This window comes from Streptococcus sp. 27098_8_70 (genome assembly GCF_041432215.1).
Lineage (GTDB): Bacteria > Bacillota > Bacilli > Lactobacillales > Streptococcaceae > Streptococcus > Streptococcus oralis_CP.
In genome coordinates this window covers 778,131-804,148 of the sequence record NZ_JAPVZD010000001.1, presented here as the reverse complement: position 1 = coordinate 804,148, position 26,018 = coordinate 778,131, and the positions used below count along the sequence as shown (strand labels likewise).

22 protein-coding genes and 2 pseudogenes are annotated in these 26,018 nt (G+C 41.7%); 20 read left to right on the top strand and 4 right to left on the bottom strand.

The annotated features are described in order from the left end of the window. Position 1: 1 nt before the first annotated feature. Complete coding sequence (locus O3655_RS03855) at positions 2-967, bottom strand: LacI family DNA-binding transcriptional regulator (RefSeq protein WP_000225979.1); 966 nt, start codon at positions 965-967, stop codon at positions 2-4. Continuing rightward, positions 948-2,402: a sucrose-6-phosphate hydrolase gene (locus tag O3655_RS03850; RefSeq protein ID WP_000455343.1), complete on the bottom strand. Its 1,455-nt coding sequence runs from the start codon at positions 2,400-2,402 to the stop codon at positions 948-950. The genes O3655_RS03855 and O3655_RS03850 overlap by 20 nt, the downstream gene beginning before the upstream one ends. Before the next feature lie 378 nt (positions 2,403-2,780). Here O3655_RS03850 and O3655_RS03845 point away from each other — a divergent pair, with 378 nt between their 5' ends. Continuing rightward, positions 2,781-4,667 (top strand): sucrose-specific PTS transporter subunit IIBC, encoded by a 1,887-nt coding sequence (locus O3655_RS03845; protein ID WP_268702371.1) that lies wholly within the window; start codon positions 2,781-2,783, stop codon positions 4,665-4,667. 158 nt (positions 4,668-4,825) lie between these two features. Next, complete coding sequence (scrK, locus tag O3655_RS03840; protein ID WP_084860218.1) at positions 4,826-5,713, top strand: fructokinase ScrK; 888 nt, start codon at positions 4,826-4,828, stop codon at positions 5,711-5,713. A 46-nt stretch (positions 5,714-5,759) separates the two neighbouring features. Here the strand turns inward: scrK and O3655_RS03835 are convergent, their stop codons facing one another. After that, on the bottom strand, positions 5,760-6,377 hold the full coding sequence (locus O3655_RS03835; RefSeq protein ID WP_000076174.1) for a TVP38/TMEM64 family protein: 618 nt from the start codon (positions 6,375-6,377) through the stop codon (positions 5,760-5,762). A 132-nt stretch (positions 6,378-6,509) separates the two neighbouring features. Between O3655_RS03835 and O3655_RS03830 the strand changes: the two genes are divergently transcribed. The 10 genes from O3655_RS03830 to metF all read left to right on the top strand — a co-directional run bounded on the left by O3655_RS03830 (position 6,510) and on the right by metF (position 17,853). Continuing rightward, positions 6,510-9,143 carry a DEAD/DEAH box helicase family protein gene (locus tag O3655_RS03830; RefSeq protein ID WP_371641180.1) on the top strand — a complete coding sequence of 878 codons (2,634 nt, stop codon included), beginning with the start codon at positions 6,510-6,512 and terminating at the stop codon, positions 9,141-9,143. Between the two features lie 479 nt (positions 9,144-9,622). Then, positions 9,623-10,474 carry a hypothetical protein gene (locus O3655_RS03825; protein ID WP_042902791.1) on the top strand — a complete coding sequence of 284 codons (852 nt, stop codon included), beginning with the start codon at positions 9,623-9,625 and terminating at the stop codon, positions 10,472-10,474. Positions 10,475-10,596: 122 nt separating this feature from the next. Beyond that, a complete protein-coding gene (locus O3655_RS03820; protein ID WP_042902790.1) occupies positions 10,597-10,932 on the top strand; it encodes a nucleotide pyrophosphohydrolase in 336 nt (111 codons plus the stop codon). Further along, positions 10,932-12,677: a DUF2075 domain-containing protein gene (locus O3655_RS03815; protein WP_042902789.1), complete on the top strand. Its 1,746-nt coding sequence runs from the start codon at positions 10,932-10,934 to the stop codon at positions 12,675-12,677. The genes O3655_RS03820 and O3655_RS03815 overlap by 1 nt, the downstream gene beginning before the upstream one ends. A 53-nt stretch (positions 12,678-12,730) precedes the next feature. Next, complete coding sequence (locus O3655_RS03810) at positions 12,731-13,135, top strand: YbgA family protein (protein ID WP_042903099.1); 405 nt, start codon at positions 12,731-12,733, stop codon at positions 13,133-13,135. Continuing rightward, positions 13,119-13,484, top strand: coding sequence for a TIGR02328 family protein (locus tag O3655_RS03805; protein ID WP_042902788.1), 366 nt, complete (start codon positions 13,119-13,121; stop codon positions 13,482-13,484). Before O3655_RS03810 ends, O3655_RS03805 begins: the two co-directional genes overlap by 17 nt. 156 nt (positions 13,485-13,640) lie before the next feature. After that, a complete protein-coding gene (locus tag O3655_RS03800) occupies positions 13,641-14,006 on the top strand; it encodes a type II toxin-antitoxin system RelE/ParE family toxin (RefSeq protein ID WP_042902787.1) in 366 nt (121 codons plus the stop codon). Then, positions 13,996-14,289, top strand: coding sequence for a helix-turn-helix domain-containing protein (locus O3655_RS03795; protein ID WP_000797736.1), 294 nt, complete (start codon positions 13,996-13,998; stop codon positions 14,287-14,289). The genes O3655_RS03800 and O3655_RS03795 overlap by 11 nt, the downstream gene beginning before the upstream one ends. A 353-nt stretch (positions 14,290-14,642) precedes the next feature. After that, a complete protein-coding gene (metE, locus tag O3655_RS03790) occupies positions 14,643-16,892 on the top strand; it encodes a 5-methyltetrahydropteroyltriglutamate--homocysteine S-methyltransferase (RefSeq protein WP_371641179.1) in 2,250 nt (749 codons plus the stop codon). Positions 16,893-16,986: 94 nt separating this feature from the next. After that, on the top strand, positions 16,987-17,853 hold the full coding sequence (metF, locus tag O3655_RS03785) for a methylenetetrahydrofolate reductase [NAD(P)H] (protein WP_371641178.1): 867 nt from the start codon (positions 16,987-16,989) through the stop codon (positions 17,851-17,853). A gap of 495 nt (positions 17,854-18,348) precedes the next feature. Here metF and O3655_RS03780 read toward each other — a convergent pair. Continuing rightward, positions 18,349-18,438, bottom strand: a pseudogene (locus O3655_RS03780) (5-methyltetrahydropteroyltriglutamate--homocysteine methyltransferase); the annotation flags it as partial. 67 nt (positions 18,439-18,505) lie between these two features. Between O3655_RS03780 and pnp the strand changes: the two are divergent. The 8 genes and pseudogenes from pnp (at position 18,506) to O3655_RS03740 (ending at position 26,011) form a co-directional block, all read left to right on the top strand. Beyond that, the gene (gene pnp / locus O3655_RS03775; RefSeq protein WP_308697233.1) at positions 18,506-20,728 is read left to right on the top strand and encodes a polyribonucleotide nucleotidyltransferase; all 2,223 of its coding nucleotides are present in this window, start codon (positions 18,506-18,508) and stop codon (positions 20,726-20,728) included. Between the two features lie 14 nt (positions 20,729-20,742). Next, positions 20,743-21,360, top strand: a complete 618-nt coding sequence (gene cysE / locus O3655_RS03770) for a serine O-acetyltransferase (protein WP_215804407.1) — start codon at positions 20,743-20,745, stop codon at positions 21,358-21,360. 2 nt (positions 21,361-21,362) lie between these two features. Next, positions 21,363-21,623 (top strand): annotated as a pseudogene (locus O3655_RS03765) (phosphorylase); the annotation flags it as partial. Between the two features lie 8 nt (positions 21,624-21,631). After that, on the top strand, positions 21,632-22,153 hold the full coding sequence (locus O3655_RS03760; RefSeq protein ID WP_308697234.1) for a dihydrofolate reductase family protein: 522 nt from the start codon (positions 21,632-21,634) through the stop codon (positions 22,151-22,153). A gap of 17 nt (positions 22,154-22,170) precedes the next feature. Next, positions 22,171-23,514, top strand: coding sequence for a cysteine--tRNA ligase (cysS, locus tag O3655_RS03755; RefSeq protein WP_308697235.1), 1,344 nt, complete (start codon positions 22,171-22,173; stop codon positions 23,512-23,514). Beyond that, entirely contained in the window at positions 23,507-23,893 is a 387-nt protein-coding gene (locus tag O3655_RS03750; RefSeq protein WP_000567909.1) for a Mini-ribonuclease 3, read from the top strand. The genes cysS and O3655_RS03750 overlap by 8 nt, the downstream gene beginning before the upstream one ends. Positions 23,894-23,896: 3 nt before the next feature. Then, entirely contained in the window at positions 23,897-24,766 is an 870-nt protein-coding gene (locus O3655_RS03745) for a helix-turn-helix domain-containing protein (protein WP_371641177.1), read from the top strand. Between the two features lie 114 nt (positions 24,767-24,880). Beyond that, positions 24,881-26,011, top strand: coding sequence for an ABC transporter ATP-binding protein (locus O3655_RS03740; RefSeq protein WP_000229942.1), 1,131 nt, complete (start codon positions 24,881-24,883; stop codon positions 26,009-26,011). Positions 26,012-26,018 lie beyond the last annotated feature (7 nt).

The following is a 26,018-nucleotide window of genomic DNA, read 5'->3' as shown; positions in this document are numbered from 1 at the left end:
CTTAAATACTTTTTCCAGGTAATAGGGTGACTGGTAAGAAGTAACCAGTTGTCGCGACTTCCTTGCCTTCGATCTTCTGCAAGAGAAGATCAACAGTGAGTTGGGCAATCTCTTCCAAGGGTTGCTTGATGGTCGCCAGTTGAGGGTAGTAGTTTTCGATAAAGTAAGTCCCATCATAGCCGATGACTTTGAGCTCTTCAGGAACAGAGATTCCCAGTTCCTGAGCTATTTTGATAACCAAGATGGCTGTCAGATCATCTGAAGCAAAGATAGCATCTGGTTTCTGATGAGTCAAGATATTCTTGATTTCCATTTCCTTTCTGACGGGAGAAAAGTCACTCGAAACATTGATAATAGGCGCTTTTGGGAGTACAGAGGCAAAACCAGCATGACGCAGTCCAGTAGGCGAATTGGAATTGTCATTCCCTGTAATCATGATAATAGACTGGGCACCTGTCTTGACCAAGGTTTGGGCAGCGAGAACCCCGCCACCGTAGTTGTCAGAGGAGACAACAGGAATGTCTGGAGACAAGTTTCGGTCAAAGGAAATGATTGGCGCTGTTACACGATTGTAGTCTTCAATTCCCAAGTTATGACTACCAGAAATGATACCGTCGACCTGATTGGCCTCTAGCATTTCGATGTACTCCCGTTCCTTCTTAGAGTCGTGCTCGCTGTTACAGATGATGGTCTTGTATCCATTTTTAAAGAGTTGGTGTTCCAACTTATCAATCAATTCTGCATAGAAAACATTGGAAATATTTGGGAAAATTAAGCCAATCAACTTAGCTGATTTTCCTTGGAGGCTACGAGCTAAATTGTTGGGCTTATAGCCCAATTCTCTCATGGCTTCATTGACCTTGAGAATGGTTTTTTCAGACAGATAACCTTTTTTATTGATAACCCGAGAAACGGTAGTAGGGCTGACACCAGCAAGTTTTGCGACATCAGTTAGTTTTGCGACCATAATCTAATTCATAGTAGGTTCCGGTTGGGTTTCCAGATTTGATCAGGATACCATTTTGATCGGCATTCGGAAAGACGCGACCAGAAAATACTTTTTCTCCTTTATTGATAAAAATTTCAAAAACAGAATTGTCGATGAAGATGTTAGCAGTAGTAGTTTGCTTGTCGATTGGGCAAGAACGAGTGCTTCCAAATTCTTGGGCGTACTGCTCACCAGCCTGGCTACGATCCACTGTCACTTGACCATTTACAAGGTCAAAGTTGATTGAAAGTCCCTTGCCTTCTTTGTCGGCAAGTAAGACAATCTCGCTCTGGCTATTGGCTTCCAAGTTGAGCTCGAGTTCATAGCTGTTATTGGTTTGAGCACGATTTGAAAAGGGTTCTTCAGAGACACGAAGGTCCTTGATAGCTGCGACAGGGTATTGGTAGAGTTTGCCATCTTTGATAGTGAGTTCCTTGACCAATGAGAAAGTTCCTTGGTGGTCAAAACGATCAGATGGGTAGACTACATCTGGTAGTCCAAGCCAACTAACTGCTAGAGAGCGTCCGTCTGGAGCGTTGAAGGCTTGCGTTGCATAGGCTTCGAAACCATAGTCTAGATTTTGCAATGGAGAGACATCTACCATTTTAGCATTTTCAGGATCAAAAGAAGCCCCGATTTTGTACATGTTTGGATAGATATTATCATAGTCTAGAACACTCTTATCCAATCCTTGCGGGCAGTAGAGAAGTACAGGTTGTTCACCGATAAAGACCAGATTTGGACATTCCATCATATAGGCAGTACGGTCGTTGGCAAAGTCTAGGTCACCAACTGCTTGCCAGTTGGTGTAATCATTATCTATAGCCTTGTAGAGACGAACAAAGCCTTTTTTCTCCAAGTCCTGTCCACCCACGATAGCATAATATTGCCCCTTAAAGTTGAAAATTTGTGGGTCACGGAAGTGATCAGTAGAGTCTGATGGCTGGTCAATCAAGATCTTGTCAATTTTTGTAATCTTGCCATCCTTATCTAAAAGAGCCCCGATCTGGTAGGGGTGACGGATCCAGTTTTCATCACGGACATTTCCAGTATAAAATAGGAACAACTGATCGCCAAACTGCATGGCAGAACCAGAGTAGGCACCGTGGCTATCTAATGGAGTATCTGGCAAAACTTTGACTCCAGTTTCTGTAAAGCGCACTAAATCATCACTTTCAAGCTGCACCCAAGACTTCAACCCATGTGCTGCACCAAAGGGGAAGTTCTGGTAAAAGAGAATCCATTTGCCATCGAAATAAGAAAAGCCATTTGGGTCATTGAGAAGACCTATTTTAGGCTCGACATGGTAACGAGTATGCCAAGGAGATTGTGCCATCGTTTCCTTGATTTGTTTGATTTCATCATTAGACCAGTCTTCATAGCGTCTATAACGGCGCTCAGTTGTCCATTCCATTTTATCTTTCCTCCTAAAGTTCTACTACCTTAATAGTAAACGTTTTCGACCAAAAAAGCAAGTCTTTTATGTTAAAAAATAGCAAAAAATGTCAAACGGTTGCCATAAATCAAGTAAAGGAAATCTAACAAATTTTCACGAAAAAATGAAAGAAAATGTAAATAAAAACCTTTATTCCTCAAGTTTAAAGATATTTTTTTGAGGAAAAAGAGAATTTCCCTCAAAAACGAGCAAAAATAATCAGAGGAAAAAGAAAGGGAATAAAAATTTCTGCAAAACGCTTGACATATTTTAGAAACATGATAAAATAATAGTCGTAGGGCGGATAAAATCGCTTTCAAACACTTTACAAAATTTTATATAAGGAGATTTTTGCAAATGAACAATCAGGATATTGCAAAAAAGGTCATCGAAGCCCTTGGTGGACGTGAAAATGTCAACAGTGTAGCTCACTGTGCGACTCGTCTACGTGTCATGGTCAAAGATGAAGGGAAAATCAAGAAGGAAGTGATTGAGAACTTGGATAAAGTTCAAGGAGCTTTCTTTAACTCAGGCCAATACCAAATCATCTTTGGGACTGGTACAGTAAACAAGATGTACGACGAAGTGGTTGCACTTGGTTTACCAACATCTTCTAAAGAAGATATGAAAGCAGAAGCTGCTAAACAAGGAAACTGGTTCCAACGTGCTATCCGTACTTTCGGTGACGTCTTTGTACCAATCATTCCAGTTATCGTAGCGACAGGTCTCTTCATGGGTCTTCGTGGTCTCTTGAACGCTCTTGGAATCACACTTCCAGAAGATGTTACCATTTACAGCCAAATCCTCACAGATACAGCCTTCATCATCTTGCCAGGTTTGGTTGTATGGTCAACCTTCCGCGTATTCGGTGGTAACCCAGCCGTTGGTATCGTCCTTGGTATGATGCTCGTATCTGACTCACTTCCAAATGCCTGGGCTGTTGCTTCTGGTGGTGAAGTAACTGCAATGCAGTTCTTCGGATTTATCCCAGTTGTAGGTTTGCAAGGTTCAGTTCTTCCAGCCTTCATCATCGGGGTTGTCGGAGCTAAATTTGAAAAAGCTGTTCGTAAAGTTGTTCCAGATGTACTTGACCTCTTGGTAACACCGTTCGTAACACTCCTTGTAATGTCAATCCTTGGATTGTTTGTTATCGGACCAGTCTTCCACGTTGTTGAAAGTTACATCCTCATTGGAACAAAAGCTATTCTTAACTTGCCATTCGGACTTGGTGGTTTCTTGATTGGTGGAGTTCACCAATTAATCGTCGTATCAGGTGTTCATCACATCTTCAACTTGCTTGAAGTTCAATTGCTTGCTGCTGACCATGCTAACCCATTCAACGCCATCATCACTGCAGCGATGACAGCTCAAGGGGCTGCGACAGTAGCCGTTGGTGTGAAAACTAAAAATCCTAAACTTAAAACACTTGCTTTCCCAGCTGCTCTTTCTGCCTTCCTAGGTATTACTGAGCCTGCTATCTTCGGGGTTAACTTGCGTTTCCGTAAACCATTCTTCCTTTCATTGATTGCTGGTGCAATCGGTGGTGGATTGGCATCTATCCTTGGACTTGCTGGTACTGGTAATGGTATCACAGTCATCCCTGGTACAATGCTTTACATTGGTAACGGACAACTTCTACAATACCTTCTTATGGTAGCTGTATCATTTGTTCTTGGTTTTGCCCTTACCTACATGTTTGGTTACGAGGACGAAGAAGAAGTTGCTAGTGAAGTGGCGACAGAACGCTTGGTTCAAGAAGAAACAACTGGTAACATTCCAGTAGCTCCTCAAAATGAAACAATCCAAACTCCAATCGTTGGGGACGTAGTTGCCCTTGAGAATGTTGATGATCCAGTCTTTTCAAGCGGTGCAATGGGACAAGGTATCGCAGTAAAACCAAGCCAAGGTGTGGTTTATGCACCAGCTGATGCGGAAGTATCGATTGCTTTTGCCACAGGACATGCTTACGGTTTGAAGACAGCTAATGGAGCTGAAATCTTGATCCATGTTGGTATTGATACGGTGACTATGAACGGTGAAGGTTTTGAACAAAAGGTTGCTCAAGGCGACAAGGTCAAAGCTGGTGATGTTCTTGGAACCTTTGACTCAAACAAAATCGCTGCTGCAGGTCTTGATGACACAACAATGGTTATCGTAACCAACACAGCAGACTACGCTTCTGTGACACCAGTCGCAAGCGGTTCAGTTGTCAAGGGTGATGCTATCATCGAAGTGAAAGCCTAGTCCTCTTCGAAAATCAAATCTAAAAACAAAACGAACAAATATTATGTTTGTTCGTTTTTACTTGGATGGTAAGATTTACAGAGGAAAATCTAAAATATTGAGAAATCTAGCCCTTTAAAATGTGCTATAATAGAGAAAACAAAGATAAGAGGTTTATCATGACAAAATTATATGGAAGCTTAGAAGCGGGCGGTACAAAGTTTGTCTGTGCTGTCGGAGATGAAAATTTTAACGTTGTAGAAAAAACACAGTTTCCTACAACAACTCCTATCGAGACTATCGATAAAACCATCGAATTCTTTTCAAAATTCGATAATCTTGCAGGTCTTGCTGTCGGTTCATTTGGTCCGATCGATATCGACAAAAACTCAAAAACTTATGGCTTTATCACAACAACTCCGAAACCTCACTGGGCAAATGTAGACTTGCTTGGTGCCCTTCGTCGCGCCCTCAACGTTCCAATGTACTTCACGACAGACGTAAACAGCTCTGCCTATGGTGAAGTAGTTGCCCGTAACAATGCTGGCGGCCGTATCGAGAACTTGGTTTACTACACGATCGGTACAGGTATCGGTGCAGGTGTTATCCAACGTGGCGAGTTTATCGGTGGTGTCGGTCACCCTGAGATGGGTCACTACTATGTGGCTAAGCACCCAATGGATGTAGAGAAAGAATTTAACGGCGTTTGTCCATTCCACAAGGGCTGCTTGGAAGGCTTTGCGGCTGGTCCAAGCCTCGAAGCTCGTACAGGTATTCGTGGTGAAAACATCGAACTCAACAGTTCTGTCTGGGACGTCCAAGCCTACTATATCGCTCAAGCTGCGGTCAATGCTACCGTGACGTTCCGTCCAGATGTGATCGTCTTTGGTGGTGGGGTTATGGCCCAACAACACATGCTGGACCGTGTACGTGAGAAATTCACTGCTCTTCTAAATGGTTACCTACCAGTACCAGACGTGCGTGACTATATCGTGACTCCAGCAGTCGCAGGTAATGGTTCTGCCACACTTGGGAACTTTGTCCTTGCTAAGAGTGTCGCAAAATAAAACAAAGAAAACATCCGCTTGGGAAACCAAACGGATTTTTCTATCCTCAAAACATCTGCCAGAAGAAATCAATAATATAAGTCAAACCATAAGTGTAAACCACTAGGGTAAAGGGCTTGGTCAAAATGATAATAATCATATAGCGCTTGAAGGTCATCTTGGTCAGTGCTGCCAGCATACAGAGAAAGTCAGCTGGGCTAACTGGCCAGATCATCATAAAGATAAAGAAACGATCGAAACGATTGCCCTTATCTAGCCAACCGATGTATTTGTCATAGGTGCGCTTGCTGACGACGGACTGGACAAAGGCAGCTCCATAGAGGCGCACGAGGTAAAAGATAATGGCACAGCCAATCACGATGCCGATATAGTTATAGATAGTCCCGATGATGTGGCCGTAAATAAAGACCCCAGCCACTGAGGTCAAAGCTCCCGGAATGATCGGAACGACGGTTTGTAGGATCTGTAAAAAGATAAAGAGTGGTGGCCCCCAAACCCCAGCTTGCTGGATAAAGGCCGATAGGGTTTCCTTGGACTGTAAAACACCCGCCTGATAGGCCCAAATACAGAAAATCAAGGTGCCGACACCCCCGACGATAGATGAGATATTGATGACTTGCTGTAGAAGGGGAGAAACAGCTTTCATTTGCTTATCCTGTGACATGTAAACTCCTCATAGATAGTATGATACTACTATACCATATTTTGATAATAAAAACTATCTGGATTATCTGACTGGTGAAATAAGTGTGGTAAAATGAGAATAAGAAAATGACGGTATAGAATGAGGAGTATCATGTTAGGTTTAGACTTTAAAGGAAGCTGGCGCCAATATCAAAAACAGGTCTTGGATCGTGTTCAGGACTATCAAGCAGACGGTCATGTTCATCTAGTGGCTGCTCCAGGGTCCGGCAAGACCACCATTGGTATCGAGCTAATCGCTCGTTTTGGCAATCCAGCCCTTGTCTTGGTTCCAACTGTCACCATTCGTGAACAATGGGTGGACAGGATTCAAACAGCCTTTTTAGAGAACGAACAGAAGATTTCAGATCTCGTTTCCCAAAACTTAAAGGAGATGAAGGCATTAACGATTGTGACCTATCAGGCTTTTCATAGTGCCATGAACCAACTTCAATCACAAGAAGATGGAGAAGCAGAGGATTTTGTGGGGTTTGATTTGCTTGCAAGCCTAAGAGCTCAGAAAGTTGCGACTCTTTGTTTGGACGAATGCCACCACCTGCGCAATGAATGGTGGAAAAGTCTGGAAGCCTTTCGCAAGCAGTATGGACCGCTGAAACTCATCTCCCTGACAGCGACACCACCTTATGACAGCGATCCTGAACTCTGGGAACGCTATATCCGTATGTGTGGGGAAATCGACCAAGAAATTACGGTACCTGAACTAGTCAAGGAAGACACTCTTTGCCCTCATCAGGATTTTGTCTATATGTGTTCACCAACAGCTGAAGAGGCGGAACGTCTCAAACGGTTTGAGGAGACTAAGTGGGACTATATTCACCACCTTATAGTCGATCCTGATTTTCAAACATTTGTAGCAGATTCAAAGGTCCTCAAAGGGGATATTTCATCTGATTTGCTCTTAGAAGATCCCAAGTACTTGTCTGCTATGTTGATTTATATGCATTCTCAGGGGTTAACGATTCCTCCCTCTTTACAAAATTTACTGGGAACCCAGAAGCTTCCAGCATTGACCTCCTACTGGCTGGAGACGCTGTTGCAGAGCATACTCTATCAGACTCCAGATTGGTATGATGATCCAGATGGATATAGGAAAAAGTTAGAGGCTGACTTGAAGGCGCGTGGGTTGGTGGAAAAACGTCAGGTTTATCTGGTTAAGTCTAAGGCTTCTGACCAGCTTTTAACCCAATCTCTGGGGAAGTTGTCTGCCATTGTCGATATCTTTTTGACGGAGTATGAGAGTCTAGGTCAGGAACTGAGACAGTTAGTACTAGCTGACTATATTCGCAAGGATTTTGCTACCTATCTGGGAGATAATCAGGCAACCATTTCTCAGTTGGGGGTACTCCCTTATTTTGAAAGCATTCGTCGAAAAGCTCAGGAGCAAGAGACCCCTGTATCTTTGGCTGTCTTGTCAGGTAGTGTCGTTATTTTGCCTACCGATGTGGTAGCAGAGTTGAAGGAACTCTTGCCTCAGGTTCCTCTTAGTTTCTCATCTATTGGTCACTTGGATCCAAAAGATTATGTGCAGGTTGATTTTCCTAGCTCAGCTAAGGGAATCGTAGCGGCAGTGACGGAGCTTTTTCAACGAGGGCAGATTCAAGTCCTAGTCGGAACCAAATCTCTCCTCGGAGAGGGTTGGGATGCTCCTTGTGTTAATTCCCTAATACTCGGAAGCTTTGTGGGGAGCTTTATGCTAAGTAACCAGATGCGTGGCCGTGCCATTCGTATCTGGCCGGGACATCCAGAAAAGACCAGTAACATCTGGCATCTGGTAGCCGTTCAAGCGCAAGCACTTATCACTCTTCCTAGTGAGGAGCCTAGACCAGAGAGCAATCAGGATCTGCAGACCTTGTCGCGACGGATGGAGCATTTTCTTGGCTTGTCCTATAATCAGGAGAGTATTGAGACCGGTTTGGATCGTTTGGATTTTCCAAAGCCCCCTTTTAAGAAAAAGCAAATTAGTGAGTACAATGAGCGAGTTAAGAGTCTCTCCAAGGATCGAGCAGGCTTGAGAAAAAAATGGCAAGATGCTCTTGTCGTAGCGGATCAGCTCGAGATAGTTACAGAAGTCGCAACCCAAAAACAGAAGGTCCCAGTCATGCTCTTGCTTGATGCATTAAAATGGGTTCGCATGTCATTGCTCTTGTTGGCAGTAGATTTGTTAGTCTTGCTATTTAGACTGAGACTGATTGGTGTTTGGTGGCTTACAGCAGCCTGTCTCCTCTTTTTGGTCTTTGCATCTTGGCGCTACCTCCGTTATAAAAGTCCCTATAAACGTTTGCAATCTCTGGGTGAGCAGATCCGAAAGGCTCTGCTAGATTCGGGGCATCTAACGGACGATCAATCCCGTGTTCATGTAGAGGAGGACAAGGAAAATTATATAGTTTTCGCCTATCTCAAGGGAGGAAGCATGAGGGACAAGGAGCTGTTTGCGCAGACTGTGGGAGAGTTCTTTGCTCCAGTGGATAACCAGCGCTATCTCTTGAAGGCAGAGAAAGTCCTACAAGGTCAATCACCTTACTATGCCGTGCCTAGCCTTTTTGACAAGCGCAAGGAAGAAGCACAGAAATTCCTCGACTTTCTGAGGCCAACTATCGGACGTTATCACCTCGTCTATACCCGTAACGAAGCAGGCCGAAAAATCCTGCTCGAAGCCAGACTCAAATCCCTAGCCAACAAAAACGACCGCATCATCACGAAGAAAAAGGTCAAAAGTGCGTTGAAGTAGGAAGAAAAATCGTCCTCTAATCTTCAAAGGAGTGTAAAGAATAAAATTTAGGAGTAAACTAAATTTCGAACGATGAAGAAATAATAGATTTTGTTACGTTTTAAGTTTCGAATAGCCTACCCATAAAAAAGTACCTAACTCAACTCCTGAAAGAACTCAACAAAATCCGAGATAGTAGTCTAGGATGTAAATGTTAATCTGTAAGCAAAAAATCACCCCTAGACTACATTCTAAGGGTGATTTTGGGTTTGTTATTAAGTACTGTAAAACACAAGATATAGAGAATAATAGAATTACGGACTCGAATTAAGTAATTTATACAATATATAGTGTAAATTTAAAATTTTGTTATAAATATATACAATATATTGATTTTTTGATTTTATTTGATATAATAATAGTTGTAGAAAAAATTAAGAAAAGAGGTAGATATTATAAGAATATCAAACTTATTAAATAGAGAATCAATCCAAGTAGGATTGGATTTTGTTGATGTAGATACATCAAAGGATGTTAAATTATTTTTAGACCCATTGTTGCTATCAGATGGTTTTAGAAATATTGTTAATGATTTTGTAAATACAGTCTATAAAATGTACACTTTAGGTAATAAAGCAGGCGCATTTCAATTGTTTTCACACTCTAAAGAATGTAATGCTATCCACTTTGGATATTCTGAGAGTAACTCCAAAGGGACAGGTGTTTCAATGAAGATGCTTGATCAATTTTTTGGGTATGTCTATAAATCGGTAGGTAGAATCAAAGAAAAATTACTGACACCTATAGCGATGCCGATTTTTGTAAAGAGTTTTTCAGAAGATAGGCTGTCTGATTTGTTAGTAAGTTTATTAAAAAAAGAATTGATTTTATATTCTTTAGAACAAGCTCGATTACACGGTTTAAAAATCAGTAATGAAGTACAACGTTTTGATTGTTGGGATTCTGAGAGTCATGAGTGGGCTACCTTTGAAAGCCAGTATGTTCTTGCTCCTAATGAAAATGGTGTAGAGGAACTTCTAATCTTAGTTCCGAAGTCTGTTGTAAGTAAAAGATTTCTAGTAAATCCTTCTAGATATATTTCAGTAATTTTTCAACACTTGCAGTTGATGGAAAAGTACCAAAGGACTAATGGTACACCAAAATCTCAGAAAGAACTACGAGAATCAGAGATAGTAGCAAATTATCAAAAGGATAAAGATAAAAGCTACATCTTAGATATGACATTATTATCACCTGAATACTATGAGGCTTATTATGATAATTCAATTAGGTTCAGTGATAATAAATCACTTAATGACGAAGAGTTGATAGAAATTCTAACTAATAAGTGATAGAAATTGAATAGTGTCCACAGAGAAGGAGTAAATCCTTCTTTTTTATTTTATTTTTATCACATTTATAAAACTTATTCATGTTATAATATATATTAGTAGATTTACATTGGAGAATTAAAATGAAGTCAACAATTGATAAAATTAATAAATTTCGAGATGACCGTGATTGGAGAAAATTTCATAATGAAAAAGATTTAGCAATTTCAATTTCGATCGAAGCGAGTGAACTTTTAGAATTATTTCAGTGGAAGCAGTCTGAAGAGGTCACTAGTAAATCATTGGGAAGAATAAAAGAGGAACTAGCCGATGTTCTAATTTATAGTTTTATGTTGGCTGATAATTTACAATTAGATGTAGAAAAGATTATTGAAGATAAATTAGTTGATAATAATCGGAAATATCCTGTTAAGTTAAGTAAAGGTAATAATAAAAAATATACTGAGTTGGAGAAATAATGGTTAAAATAAAAAGCCCAATAGTAAGAGAGATAGAGTATTCAAACAATTCGCTGGTAAATCTTAAAAGTCAACTTAAATCTAGTGAACATAAAAATGATATGAAACTTTTATTTGATTATCCAGTTGTCTATATTGTTAACGATAATAAGAATGATCAATTTAGTGTATATGTAGGTGAAACAGCTGATATAATTCGGCGAACTAGCCAGCACTTAACAGATGATATAAAGAAAGAAAACAGGGATGATTGGAGAGACTTTGCAACATCTTCTACAACGAAGATGTTTATAATTGGTCACAATCATTTTAATAAGTCTTTAACTCTAGACATTGAAAATCGTTTAATGCTTTATCTTTCAAGTGTTGGTAAAGTCATAAGAGTACAAAATAGAAAAGAGAATCCTCAAAATGAATATTATACATCTAATGAATTGGATTCAATTTTTTCAAAAGTTTGGCGTTCACTGAGAAAAAGAAATCAGTCATTATTTCCGATTGAGAGTATTGTTCGAAATTCAGCAATTTTTAAAGCATCTCCCTTTCATAAATTAACCGAAGAACAAATTGAAGCTAAAAATACTATCATAAATAAAATAATTGCTTCCATTAGTAAAAATCAAGAGGGAACCCTTATTCTGGTTAAAGGAGAAGCTGGAGCAGGGAAAACAGTTTTAATGAGTTCGTTGGTAGATGATTTATTAAATTCTGAAGATATTTCATTTATTAAAGATAATAATTACATTAATCTTATTGTAAATCATAATAACCAATTAAGTGTATATAAAGAAATTGAAAGAAAACTGAATTGGAATAGTGGTTCTAGTTTGGAAGTGGCAATGAAGCCTACTCAATTTTTAAATGCCTTGAGAAAAGAAAAGATTAAAGCAGGAGTGGTTATAGTTGACGAAGGGCATTTACTGCTTACTGCGAAAAATCAAGCATATCTTGGAGGAAATCATTTAATTGATTTATTAGCACAGTCGAAAGTAGTTGTTTTGGTTTATGATGATAAACAGATTATGAATAAATCTCAAATATGGACTGATAATACATTTTTTGAATTGGAGCATGAAGCTAATCTGGAAGGAAATTTAATTGAATTACGTAATCAAATGAGAATAAAAGCAAATCCTGAAACTGTCAATTGGATTAGAAGTATTATTGATGATTGTGAAATCAAAAAATTAACAAAAGATAAGCAATATGATATTAGAATTTTTGATTCTCCTTTTGAACTACAAAAAGCTATTAAGTTAAAGAATAAAGATCAAAAACTAGGTATTTCTAGATTAGTTGCAACATATGATTGGCCTTATGTTGAAGAAAAAAAGAAACAAGATAGACCAAAATGGTTTGTTGAAATCGGCGACTGGAAGGCTCCTTGGAATCAACAAATAAAGCCAGAGAAGAAAGACGCAAAATTATCTTGGATAGAGCAACCCCAAACAATTGATGAAATAGGCTCTACTTTTACGGTTCAGGGATTTGATTTGAATTACGCTGGGGTAATTATTGGTCCATCAGTTAAATACAGAAATGGTAAAATCATGTTTGATATTTCTGAAAGTAAAAATAAAGGTGCGGTTCAAAATAGAAAACTCGAAAATGGTGAAATGAAGAACTTTGGTGAAGATCTTTTGAAAAATGAATTAAATGTTTTATTAACTAGAGGAGTAAATGGACTTTATATATACGCAGTAGATGAAGAACTTCAAGAAGCTTTAAAAGAGGCAATTTTATAAGTACATAATGTAAGAAATAATGTTTTTGACTCAAACATGGTATAATGTCAATTATGACTAACAACAACCAACGTGCCCTTTGCCAACAACTCTGGGCTAGGAACAAATACCTCGTTTTGAGTCATTCTAGCAATATTTACAATGGGATTCGCCAATACTTGAAGAATGAACAGGTGGAGGTCAGCCATGTTCAAAACCTCATTGACCGTGCTTGCCAGATTCCAGAACACAGGGGTCAGGTTTGCAACGCTTTTCAGCATATTTGGGGCTATTTCAAAAATAAAGCGACCGATGCCGAGCGTAAGGACTATATGCTCTTGCTGGATCGCTACCGCTTTGGTCAGGCTTCTAAGGAGGACTTAATCGCTAAGACTCGAGACTTGCTTGATCGCTATCCAAATACCTACTTGCAACATTCGACTTTACTGAAAGGAGACTCCCATGAGACTTTGGCATGAGGCTTTGATTTCACAACTTCCCCGTCCGCAGCTCTTGGGGCAACATCGAGAGTGCTGCGCCCTGCGTGGCAATGGCTGGGGCAGAAAGCATGCGACGGTGGACTATGTCTTTAACCACTCGCCCTATCAACTCTATGCTTATCATCGCTTGATTATGGAGGAAATGGCTGGCCGTGGCTACAATGTCAGTCCAGAATGGCTGGACAAGAACTACCGTGGCAAAATTTGCCCAGCTTATGAAGACTTGCCTGAGGAAAAGTTGGACAATCCCATCTATAGTGAGCATGATGCAGAATACTATGAGGAGTGCCTGGCTAATCTCCGAGAGAAAGGCATTGAGCTGGAGTAAGAGTCAGGATTGGCTCCACATTATAACTCTTCTCGTAATTTTTTCGAATAATAAAGATGAGACCTTTAGAGTTTTTCTAAGGTCTCCTTTTTATGAGTATTAGGATTTACTTTTAATAACTTTTAAGTTATAATTAAATTGAAAAGAGGTTGCTTGGTGCATACAATTTACTTCTATAAGGACAAAAATGGAAATGAGCCAGTCTTAGATTATATGAGAGAATTGGCTAGAAAGAAGAGTAAGGACAGTCGCATCAAACTCAATAAACTAAACGACTATATCGAGTTGCTTAGTCAGCATGGGACTAGAACTGGTGAACCCTATATCAAACATTTGGAAGATGAGATTTGGGAACTACGACCTCTTAAGGATAGGATTTTATTTGTAGCATGGGTTGATGGGAGTTTTGTTCTTTTACATCATTTTGTTAAAAAGACTCAGAAAACTCCTAGGAGAGAGATTGATAAAGCCAAGCGTGAACTGAAAGACATAAAAGAAAGAGGGTTAAGTGATGAAGAATAGTGCTATTGGAAGTAATTGGAAAGATATCCGATCTGAACTCTTTACCAAGGAGGAAATCCTTGAAAGTGATATGCGAGTGGCTATCATGAGTGAGTTGATAGAAGCTAGACATGAGCAAGGTATTAGTCAGAAAAAGCTAGAAGAACTCAGTGGAGTAAGCCAGCCTGTTATAGCTAGGATGGAGACAGGAAAGACCAGTCCTCAGTTGGATACAGTCTTGAAAGTCTTAGCCAGTTTAGGAAAGACACTAGCAGTCGTCCCACTTGAACAGGAAAAAAGTTGATAGAGATGAGATTACTTGGTTGGCTAAAATCATCCACAGAACAATTTTACCTCCCGTCCGCACTTTTTCAGGGAAATATCAAAATTACCAAAGGATAACTAACCTATAGTCTTTTCTAATAGCATGCCATAGTCACTGATGAGAATCGTCAATAGCTCGTTTGAGCATTCTAACTAAAATACAGCAATAAAACAAGCAATACAAAGGATTTGAGACACTGGTCTCAAGTCTTTTTCTCTTGTTCAAAAAAGTGATATAGTTTCAAACTATATCAAAGCCTAATTATTTACAATTATACAGACAGTTTCTTTTCTGTTAAGATAGTTTCAACAACAAATTTTGGAGGACACATCATGTCAACTACGATCATCGGTTTCCCTCGTTTGGGCGAATTCCGCGAATTAAAATTTACAACTGAAAAATACTTTAGAAAAGAAATCTCAGAAGAAGAACTCTTGGCTGTGGCTAAAGAATTGCGTGCTAAACACTGGAACATTGTCAAAGAAAAAGGCATCACTGAAATCCCATCAAACGACTTTTCTCACTATGACAACTTCCTAGACGCGGCTTTCCTCTTCAACGTGGTGCCAGCTTCTGTTCAAAACTTGGAATTGTCAGACCTTGAGCGTTACTTTGCTTTGGCGCGTGGTTACCAAGGAGAAAAAGGAGACGTGCGTGCCCTTCCGATGAAGAAATGGTTCAACACCAACTACCACTACATCGTGCCTAAATTTGAAAAAGACACTCAAGTTAAATTGGCTGGTCACAAGATCTTTGATGAGTTCCAAGAAGCAAAAGAACTTGGATTGAACACTCGTCCAGTCCTTGTAGGACCATTCACTTTCCTTCAATTGTCTGACTTTGAAGAAGGCGTGAAAGCAGAAGACTTTGTAGATAGCTTAGTGGCTGCATACCAAGAAGTTTTTGCTAAATTGGCTGAACTTGGTGCGGCTCGTATCCAATTGGACGAAGCTGCTCTTGTTAAAGACTTGACAGAAGAAGAAAAAGCACTCTTCTTGAACCTCTACAACAAACTCTTGGCTGACAAAAAAGGTCTTGAAGTCTTGCTTCAAACTTACTTCGGTGACGTTCGTGACGTCTACTCTGATCTTGTAAACTTGCCAGTTGATGCCATTGGTTTGGACTTCGTTGAAGGTAAGAAAACTCTTGAACTTGTTAAAGGTGGCTTCCCAGCTGACAAGACTCTCTATGCAGGTATTGTCAATGGTAAGAACATCTGGCGCAACAACTACGAAAAGAGCTTGGCTGTTCTTGAGCAAATCCCAGCTGAAAATATCGTTTTGACTAGCTCATGCTCACTTCTTCATGTGCCATTTACAACTGCTAATGAAGAATTTGAGCCAGCTATCTTGAACCACTTTGCTTTTGCAGTTGAAAAATTGGATGAGATTCGTGATTTGGATGCTATCCGCAATGGTCAAGGTGCAGAAGCTCTTGCAGCTAATAAAGAACTCTTTGCGACTGAGCGTGTGGGTGAAAATACTGAACTTCGTGCCCGTATTGCCGGATTGACAGATGCAGACTACACTCGTTTGCCAGCCTTTGCAGAACGTGAAGCTATCCAAGAAGAAGCCTTTAAACTTCCAGCACTTCCAACAACAACCATCGGTTCATTCCCTCAAACTAAGGAAGTTCGTGCCAAACGTTTGGCTTACCGTAAAGGTGAATTGTCACAAGAAGAATACGATGCCTTCCTTGCTGAAACTATCGACGAATGGATCAAATGGCAAGAAGAAGTTGGATTTGACGTGCTTGTACACGGTGAGTTCGAGCGTAACGACATGGTTGAGTACTTCGGTCAAAACTTGTCAGGTTACCTCTTCTCTAAGAATGGTTGGGTACAATCATACGGTATGCGTGGGGTGAAACCACCAATCATCTGGGGTGATGTCACTCGTCTCAACCCAATCACTGTCAAATGGTCTAGCTACGCACAAAGCCGTACTGATAAACCTGTTAAAGGTATGTTGACAGGACCTGTTACCATCCTTAACTGGTCATTCCCACGTGAAGACATCTCTATCAAGGACTCAACTCTTCAAATCGCCCTTGCTATTAAGGATGAAGTTCTTGACCTTGAAGCTGCAGGTGTGAAAATCATCCAAATCGACGAGGCTGCTCTTCGTGAGAAATTGCCACTCCGTCGTAGCGACTGGTACGAAGACTACCTTGACTGGGCTATTCCAGCCTTCCGCTTGGTACACTCAACAGTAGCGCCAGATACACAAATCCACACTCACATGTGTTACTCAGAATTTACAGATATCATCCCAGCTATCGACAACATGGATGCGGACGTTATTTCCTTTGAAGCAAGCCGTTCAAACCTTGAAATCTTGGACGAACTCAAAGCGAAAAACTTCCAAACAGAAGTGGGACCTGGGGTTTACGATATCCACTCACCTCGTGTGCCAAATGAAGGCGAAATCGACCACACCATCGAAGCTATCCTTGCCAAAGTACCAAGCAAGAAAGTTTGGATCAACCCTGACTGTGGTTTGAAAACACGTGGTATTCCAGAAACAAAAGAAAGCTTGATCCGCCTTGTCGAAGCAGCAAAAGCTGCGCGTGAGAAATTGTAAGATAAGATTTCTCTCTTGACACTGACTGATCAAGGAACTGCTTGGCCCTAGCTGGCTCAGCAATCATGAAATCAAAAAGAAAAGGATAATGACTATGTCACGCCAAACTCCGTCACTTTCATTTGAAGTGTTCCCTCCAAACCCAGCTGTGGGTAATGATAAAATTATTTCAGCCTTGCAGGATATGCGGGAGCTGACACCGCACTTTATCAGTGTGACTGCTAGCAATAATAAATTTAATATCAAGGAAACAACGGTTCGTTTGGCTGACTTTATCCAGAATGATTTGGCGATTCCAACTATTGCCCACTTGCCAGCCATCTATCTGACTAAGGACAAGGTTGCTGAAACCATTGCAGACTTGGATAAGGTTGGGGTACAGAAAATCTTGGCCTTGCGTGGGGACATTATCCCTGATGTGGAACCACAAAAGGATTTCCGCTACGCAACGGATTTGATCGAGTTCATCAAGGAACAAGCCTCTCACTTTGATATTATTGGCGCTTGTTATCCTGAAGGGCATCCTGACTCGCCAAACCAGATCTCAGATATTCAAAATCTCAAGAAGAAAGTGGATGCAGGCTGTTCAAGCCTTGTAACGCAACTTTTCTTTGACAATGAGCGCTTCTACGATTTCCAAGACAAGTGTACCTTGGCAGGGATTGATGTTCCTATTCATGCGGGTATCATGCCTATTCTTAACCGTAATCAAGCGCTTCGTCTCTTGAAGACTTGTGAGAATATCCATCTTCCACGCAAATTTAAGGCTATCTTAGACAAGTATGAGCATGACCCTGAGTCGCTCAGAGCAGCAGGACTTGCCTATGCAGTGGATCAAATCGTGGACTTGGTAACCCAGGATGTCGCAGGTGTGCATCTTTACACCATGAACAATGCTGAAACAGCAAAATATATCCACCAAGCAACCCATGCCTTGTTTAACCATCAGTCTTTAGGATAATAAAAAGCAAACCATTCTTCTCAGGTGAGGGGAATGGTTCCTTTTTAATAGAAAAGCCCGCACTTTTTAAGAAAAATATGATAAAATAGACTCTGTACGTACTTGATACAAAGATGAGGGTATTTAGGGTATTAAGGATTTTTTAATAGTTGATTAATTTTTAATCGAAATCTGATAATTGGTTCTATAATAAATACGAACGAAGTGAGTGTTAAAAGATATTTCACGCTATAGTGGTATCCTAGAGAATAACTCTGTTATTTTCTAGGACGGAATTTTTGAGACTTCAGGCTTAAAAATTAGGGATGAAATTCCGAAGGAAGTTGCTCCCGTCCGCACTGTGTCAGTGAAATATCAAAAAAATTCTTAATTGAATTTTGGTCTCATTTCTTAGGAAAAAAGATAAGCTTCCTAGCACTCATCGAGTGTGGCGTCACCTTCCTATTTTTCTATAGAAATGTTCGGCAAACCGAACCGTCCAAAATATCTTGATTAATTGAACACGCCTACAACTCTGTGGAAAAAGATAAATCTACCTAGGAGCAGTCGCTCCGTCGTTCGATTTCCTATTTTCCTTTGAGTTGCTTAACGGCTTAGTATCTTGATCTTTGTAGGCAAGGCGTATAATTTCATCAATCCAAAGGGGATTAAAATGACAAAACAAGTGTTTCAAACGACTTTTGCTGGTCGTGAGTTAATTGTAGAGACTGGTCAGGTTGCTAAGCAAGCAAATGGCTCGGTTGTTGTGCGTTACGGTGAGTCAACTGTCTTGACTGCGGCCGTTATGTCTAAGAAGATGGCAACTGGGGATTTCTTCCCTCTTCAAGTCAACTACGAAGAAAAAATGTATGCGGCTGGGAAGTTTCCTGGTGGCTTTATGAAACGTGAAGGACGTCCTTCAACAGATGCGACTTTGACAGCGCGTTTGATTGACCGTCCAATCCGTCCTATGTTTGCGGAGGGGTTCCGTAATGAAGTCCAAGTCATCAACACAGTTCTTTCTTACGATGAAAATGCATCTGCACCAATGGCAGCTATGTTTGGTTCATCCTTGGCACTTTCTATTTCAGACATCCCGTTTGACGGACCAATCGCTGGGGTACAAGTGGGTTATGTAGATGGTCAAATCATTATCAACCCTACTCAAGAACAGGCAGAGCAATCGCTTCTTGAATTGACAGTAGCTGGGACCAAACACGCTATCAACATGGTTGAGTCTGGTGCCAAAGAATTGTCAGAAGAAATCATGTTGGAAGCCCTTCTGAAAGGACACGAAGCTGTTAAAGAATTGATTGCCTTCCAAGAAGAAATCGTTGCTGCGGTCGGTAAGGAAAAAGCAGAAGTGGAATTGCTTCATGTGGATGCGAACTTGCAGGCTGAAATCATTGCAACCTACAACAGCGACCTCCAAAAAGCGGTCCAAGTAGAAGAAAAATTGGCTCGTGAAGCTGCAACTCAAGCAGTGAAAGATCAAGTGACCGCAGTTTACGAAGAAAAATATGCAGACCATGAAGAATTTGAACGAATCATGCGTGATGTGGCTGAAATCTTGGAACAAATGGAACACGCTGAAGTACGCCGTTTGATCACAGAAGACAAGGTTCGTCCTGACGGCCGTAAAGTCGATGAAATCCGTTCTTTGGATGCAGTTGTCGATTTCCTTCCTCGTGTGCACGGTTCAGGTCTCTTCACTCGTGGGCAAACTCAAGCCCTTTCAGTCTTGACATTGGCTCCGATGGGCGAAACGCAAATCATCGATGGTTTGGACCCAGAGTACAAGAAACGCTTCATGCACCACTATAACTTCCCTCAATACTCTGTAGGGGAAACTGGTCGTTATGGTGCACCAGGTCGTCGTGAAATTGGTCACGGTGCTCTTGGTGAGCGTGCCCTTGCTCAAGTCTTGCCAAGTTTGGAAGAATTTCCATACGCGATCCGCTTGGTAGCAGAAGTCTTAGAATCAAACGGTTCTTCTTCTCAAGCTTCTATCTGTGCGGGAACGCTTGCCCTTATGGCTGGTGGTGTGCCAATCAAGGCGCCAGTAGCTGGTATTGCCATGGGTCTCATCTCAGATGGAAATAACTATACAGTATTGACAGATATCCAAGGATTGGAAGACCACTTTGGAGACATGGACTTTAAGGTTGCCGGTACTCGTGGCGGGATTACAGCCCTTCAAATGGATATCAAGATCCAAGGGATTACTGCAGAAATCTTGACTGAGGCCCTTGCCCAAGCCAAGAAAGCGCGTTTTGAAATCCTTGATGTGATCGAAGCTACTATTCCAGAAGTGCGTCCAGAATTGGCTCCAACTGCTCCAAAAATTGACACCATCAAGATTGATGTCGACAAAATCAAGATTGTCATCGGTAAAGGTGGAGAAACCATCGACAAGATTATCGCTGAGACAGGCGTTAAGATTGATATCGACGAAGAAGGTAATGTTTCTATCTACTCTAGCGACCAAGCCGCTATTAACCGTGCCAAAGAAATCATTGCTGGCTTGGTTCGTGAGGCTAAAGTAGATGAAGTTTACCATGCCAAGGTTGTTCGTATCGAGAAATTCGGTGCCTTTGTCAACCTCTTTGACAAGACAGACGCCCTCGTTCACATTTCGGAAATGGCTTGGACGCGTACCAATAATGTCGAAGATTTAGTTCAAATTGGTGATTTTGTAGATGTAAAGGTTATTAAGATCGATGAAAAAGGTCGTGTAGATGCTTCTATGAAGGCACTCTTGCCACGTCCGCCAAAACCTGAACGTTCAGAAGAAAAAGGGGATAAAGGTCATCGTCATGGCGATCGTCCTCGTCACCACCACAAGGACCACAAACCTAAGAAAGAAACTACAGAAACACCAAAAGACTCAGAATAAGAAAGGAGAAATGTATGGGATGGTGGCGTGAAACCATTGATATCGTAAAAGAAAATGATCCAGCGGCTCGCACTACCTTGGAAGTCTTGCTGACCTATCCAGGTGTTAAGGCCTTGGCTGCCCACCGTCTCTCGCATTTTCTCTGGAAGCATGGCTTTAAACTCTTGGCTCGTATGCACAGTCAGTTTTGGCGCTTCTGGACTCAGATTGAGATCCATCCGGGGGCTCAGATAGAATCAGGTGTCTTTATCGACCATGGTTCAGGTCTGGTGATTGGAGAGACGGCGATTGTTGAAAAAGGTGTTCTTCTCTATCACGGAGTAACACTTGGTGGGACAGGGAAGGATGTTGGCAAACGCCATCCGACTGTGCGTAAAGGAGCTCTCATATCAGCCCATGCCCAAGTCATCGGACCGGTAGAAATCGGTGAAAATGCCAAAGTCGGTGCTGCTGCAGTAGTCGTGGCAGACGTACCTAGTGATGTGACAGTTGTCGGTATTCCGGCTAAGATCGTCCGAGTTCATGGACAGAAGGATGAACCAACGATCCACGAAGTCGAAGAAAAACGTGAGTACTACGTCAATAAACTAGAGCAGGCTAGAGAAGCCAGTCACAGATCGTCGGGGTTGTAGAGAGTAGTAATGCCTTTTATCGAGAAACGCCTGATAAGGTCAAGCGTCGCTTGGCTGCTGGAGCCCAAGTGGTGGACATGGAAGTTTCAGCTATCATGGCTTGGAGTCAATTTTGTAAGAGTAAAGTCTATCAGTTCTTCTATACAGCTGACTATGTGGATCATCATAACCGAACCTGGGATGCCCGCCATGAAGATCGGACAGCTGATGCCATGACTTTTTTCACTATCGCTTTGACAATAGCAAAGGAACTAGAAAGGTAACTACAAGAATGGCAGTATATTTTTACGGCTGTATCACCATGGATGGCTACTTAGCAGACAGCCAGCACAGGATAGACTGGCTGCATCAGCTTGGTTCTGTAGAGGATACAGGCTATGATGATTTTTACAGGCAAATGGATATCACCATCATGGGCAAGCGGACCTTTGAGGAAATCCAAGATTTACAAGATGTAGAAAGTTTATATCAAGCTACGGAAAACTATGTCTTTACGCATGATAGGCACCTGCCTGTCAGCAATTACCAGCCAGTAGCTGGGGATGTGGTGGACTTTGTTCAGCAGATTGACAAAGGCAAAAATGTCTTTGTGATTGGTGGTAATTCCTTGGTAGGACCGCTCTTGGATGCGGATCTTTTCGACCACCTCGTTATTCAGATAGCGCCCCTTATCCTAGGAAAGGGGGTTCCCCTCTTTACCCAAGAGGAAGGGCAGCGCTTTTACCAACTGGATAGCCTCAGACAATTTGGCCCATTTGCAGAGCTGGTTTTCAGCCGAAAAAGTCAGAAATAGAGAAGGGAGTGGACCGCATGATTAAAATTTACGACACCATGTCTCGTGATTTGCGAGAATTTGTCCCAATCGAAGAAGGAAAGGTTCGCATGTATGTCTGTGGGCCAACGGTATACAACTATATCCACGTAGGGAATGCCCGATCGACGGTGGCTTTTGATACCATTCGCCGTTATTTTGAGTACCGTGGGTATGAGGTTGCCTATATTTCCAATTTCACAGATGTGGATGATAAGATTATCAACCGTGCCAAGGAAGAAGGTATCACGCCTCAGGAGGTTGCGGACAAGTACATCGCTGCCTTTCGTGAGGATGTGACAGCCTTGGGCGTCAAACCTGCGACTCGCCATCCGCGTGTGGTGGAGTTTATGGCTGACATCATCCGCTTTGTGGAAGACTTGATTGAAAAAGGTTATGCTTATGAGAGTCAAGGGGATGTCTATTTCCGTGTAGAAAAATCACATAACTATGCTAAGTTGGCCAATAAAACCTTGGAAGATTTGGAGCTGGGTGCTTCAGGTCGTACCGATGAAGAAACGGCTCGCAAGGAAAATCCTGTAGACTTTGCTCTTTGGAAAGCTGCAAAACCAGGCGAGATTTCTTGGGACAGTCCTTGGGGACCTGGTCGTCCGGGCTGGCATATCGAGTGTTCGGTCATGTCGACAGAGATTCTAGGTGATACTATTGATATTCACGGTGGGGGAGCCGATCTGGAGTTTCCGCATCATACCAATGAAATTGCCCAGTCAGAAGCAAAAACAGGCAAGACTTTTGCCAACTACTGGATGCACAATGGCTTTGTCAATATCGACAATGTCAAGATGTCCAAGTCTTTGGGCAACTTCATTACGGTACACGATGCCCTCAAAACCATCGATGGCCAAGTGCTTCGTTTCTTCTTTGCCACTCAGCATTACCGCAAGCCTATCAACTTTACAGAAAAAGCAGTGCGGGATGCAGAGACTAATCTCAAGTATCTGAAGAACACTTACGAGCAACCATTTACTGGAAATGTAGATGCTCAAGAGTTGAAAGTCTTTAAAGATAAGTTTGTTGCAGCCATGGATGAGGACTTTAACGCTGCCAATGGTATCACAGTTGTCTTTGAAATGGCCAAATGGATAAACTCCGGCAACTATGATGCAAGTGTTAAGGAAGCTCTTGCGGCTATGTTGGAAGTCTTTGGGATTGTCTTTGTTGAGGAAGTTTTGGATGCAGACATTGAAGCCTTAATCCAAAAACGTCAAGAAGCGCGTGCCAATCGTGACTTTGCGACAGCAGACCAAATCCGTGATCAATTAGCGGCTCAAGGAATTAAGCTCCTTGACACCAAGGATGGAGTGAGGTGGACACGTGATTGATGTCAATCTCATTAACGGGATTGCCCTAGCTTTTGAGGGAGATGCAGTTTACTCCATGTATATCCGTCGCCATCTCATCCTTAAAGGAATGACCAAACCCAATAAACTCCACCAAGAGGCGACTAAGTATGTGTCAGCCAAGGCTCAGGCTCGCTTGATTGCCCTCATGTTGGAAGAGCAAGTCCTGACGGAAAAAGAAGAAGAAATCTACAAACGTGGTCGCAATACCAATAGCCACACAAAGGCTAAAAATGCTGATGTGGTGACTTACCGCATGTCTACAGGTTTTGAAGCAGTCATGGGCTATCTCCATCTGACTGAAAATCTGGAGCGTCTAGAGACCATAATTTCTTGGTGCATCCAAAAAGTGGAGGGCTAGAATATGATTGCAAAGGAATTACAAGACTGGTTTCCTGAAGCTCAGATTTCAGATCAGCCAGTAGAGAAACCGGGCTATCTCACTCTCCCTTTAGCTTCTAAGCAGTGGATTTTACTGGAGGAAGCTGGGCTCAGCGAGCGTGAAAAGCAGCTGGTTGCCCTTTTGACCCAGCAAGAGCAGGCTCGTTCGCTCAATCCTTGGTATCCCTATCTGATTGAGGGGAAGGGGCAGGCACCACAAACTTTCAAAAAGATTCAGCTGGTTTATTGCCATCTTTCCTATTTCCAACAGGAAAATCTATCCTCTTGGCTAGACATGATGCGGACTCTTTTTCCCAACTGCCAGACAGTATTGCAGGTCGGGGCTCAGGATTATGTGTTTGTGCTTCAACAAGATAAGTACACCTCTGTTCGCTCAATCTTATCTGATACGATTGAAGCGGTTGAGTATGACTTTGGTCTTCGTCTGTCGATCATGTTAGGCCAGGTTTGGCCTCAGACAGGCCCTCAAGCCCTATCAGACTTAATCAAAGCGGAGCGAGATTTGTTTAAGACTTGGTGGCGTCAGGGTCACCAAGGTGTACACACCTTTTCACAACTCTATCTATGGAGTATGGGAGAAAGACTAGTGGACCTGAAGGTAACCAAGGAATGCCTGCACCAGATGATCTTGGATCAAGACCAGATTCAGGAAATTATCCTTTCTCTCTGGGAAAACAGTGCTGTTCTGACTAAAACAGCCCAGCAACTCTATCTGCACCGCAACTCTCTCCAATACAAGATTGATAGATGGGAAGAGTTAACAGGACTTCAGTTGAAGGAGTTGACGGATCTCACTCTTTGTTATCAGTTGATTTTACCAGATATTCTTTAAAGTTTTGTGCAAGTTGCACAGAACTTTTTTATTTTTTTGGTCACCTTGCCATAGAAAAATAAAGCGTTTTCATCTATAATAAAACTATCAAAAGACAAAAGGAGTTCACCTTCCATGGTAGAATTAAATCTTAAAAACATTTACAAAAAATATCCAAACAGCGAACACTACTCAGTTGAAGACTTCAACTTGGACATCAAAGACAAGGAATTTATCGTTTTCGTAGGTCCTTCAGGATGTGGTAAATCAACAACTCTTCGTATGATTGCTGGTCTTGAAGACATTACAGAAGGTACTGCATCTATCGATGGCGTGGTTGTCAACGACGTAGCTCCAAAAGACCGTGACATCGCCATGGTATTCCAAAACTACGCTCTTTACCCACACATGACTGTGTATGACAACATGGCTTTTGGTTTGAAATTGCGTAAGTACAGCAAAGAAGACATCGACAAACGTGTTCAAGAAGCAGCAGCAATCCTTGGTTTGAAAGAATTCTTGGATCGTAAACCTGCTGACCTTTCAGGTGGTCAACGTCAACGTGTTGCCATGGGTCGTGCCATCGTCCGTGATGCAAAAGTGTTCTTGATGGACGAACCTTTGTCAAACTTGGATGCCAAACTTCGTGTATCTATGCGTGCTGAAATTGCGAAAATCCACCGTCGTATCGGAGCTACAACTATCTACGTAACCCACGACCAAACAGAAGCGATGACACTTGCAGACCGTATCGTTATCATGTCAGCAACTAAGAACCCTGCTGGTACAGGTACTATCGGACGTGTTGAACAAATCGGTACACCTCAAGAAGTTTACAAAAACCCAGTTAACAAATTTGTAGCAGGATTTATCGGAAGCCCAGCTATGAACTTCATCAATGTGAAATTGGTTGGTAGCGAAATTGTTTCTGACGGTTTCCGCTTGAAAGTGCCAGAAGGTGCTTTGAAAGTTCTTCGTGACAAAGGCTACGAAGGAAAAGACTTGATCTTCGGTATTCGTCCAGAAGATGTGAATGCAGAACCTGCTTTCCTTGAAACATTCCCAGAATCAGTGGTTAAAGCAACCATCTCTGTATCAGAATTGCTTGGTTCAGAATCTCACCTTTACTGCCAAGTTGGTAAAGATGAGTTTGTTGCCAAAGTGGATGCTCGTGACTACTTGCAAACGGGTGCAACAGTTGAACTTGGATTTGACTTGAACAAAGCACACTTCTTTGATGTAGAAACTGAAAAAACAGTCTACTAAGATAAAT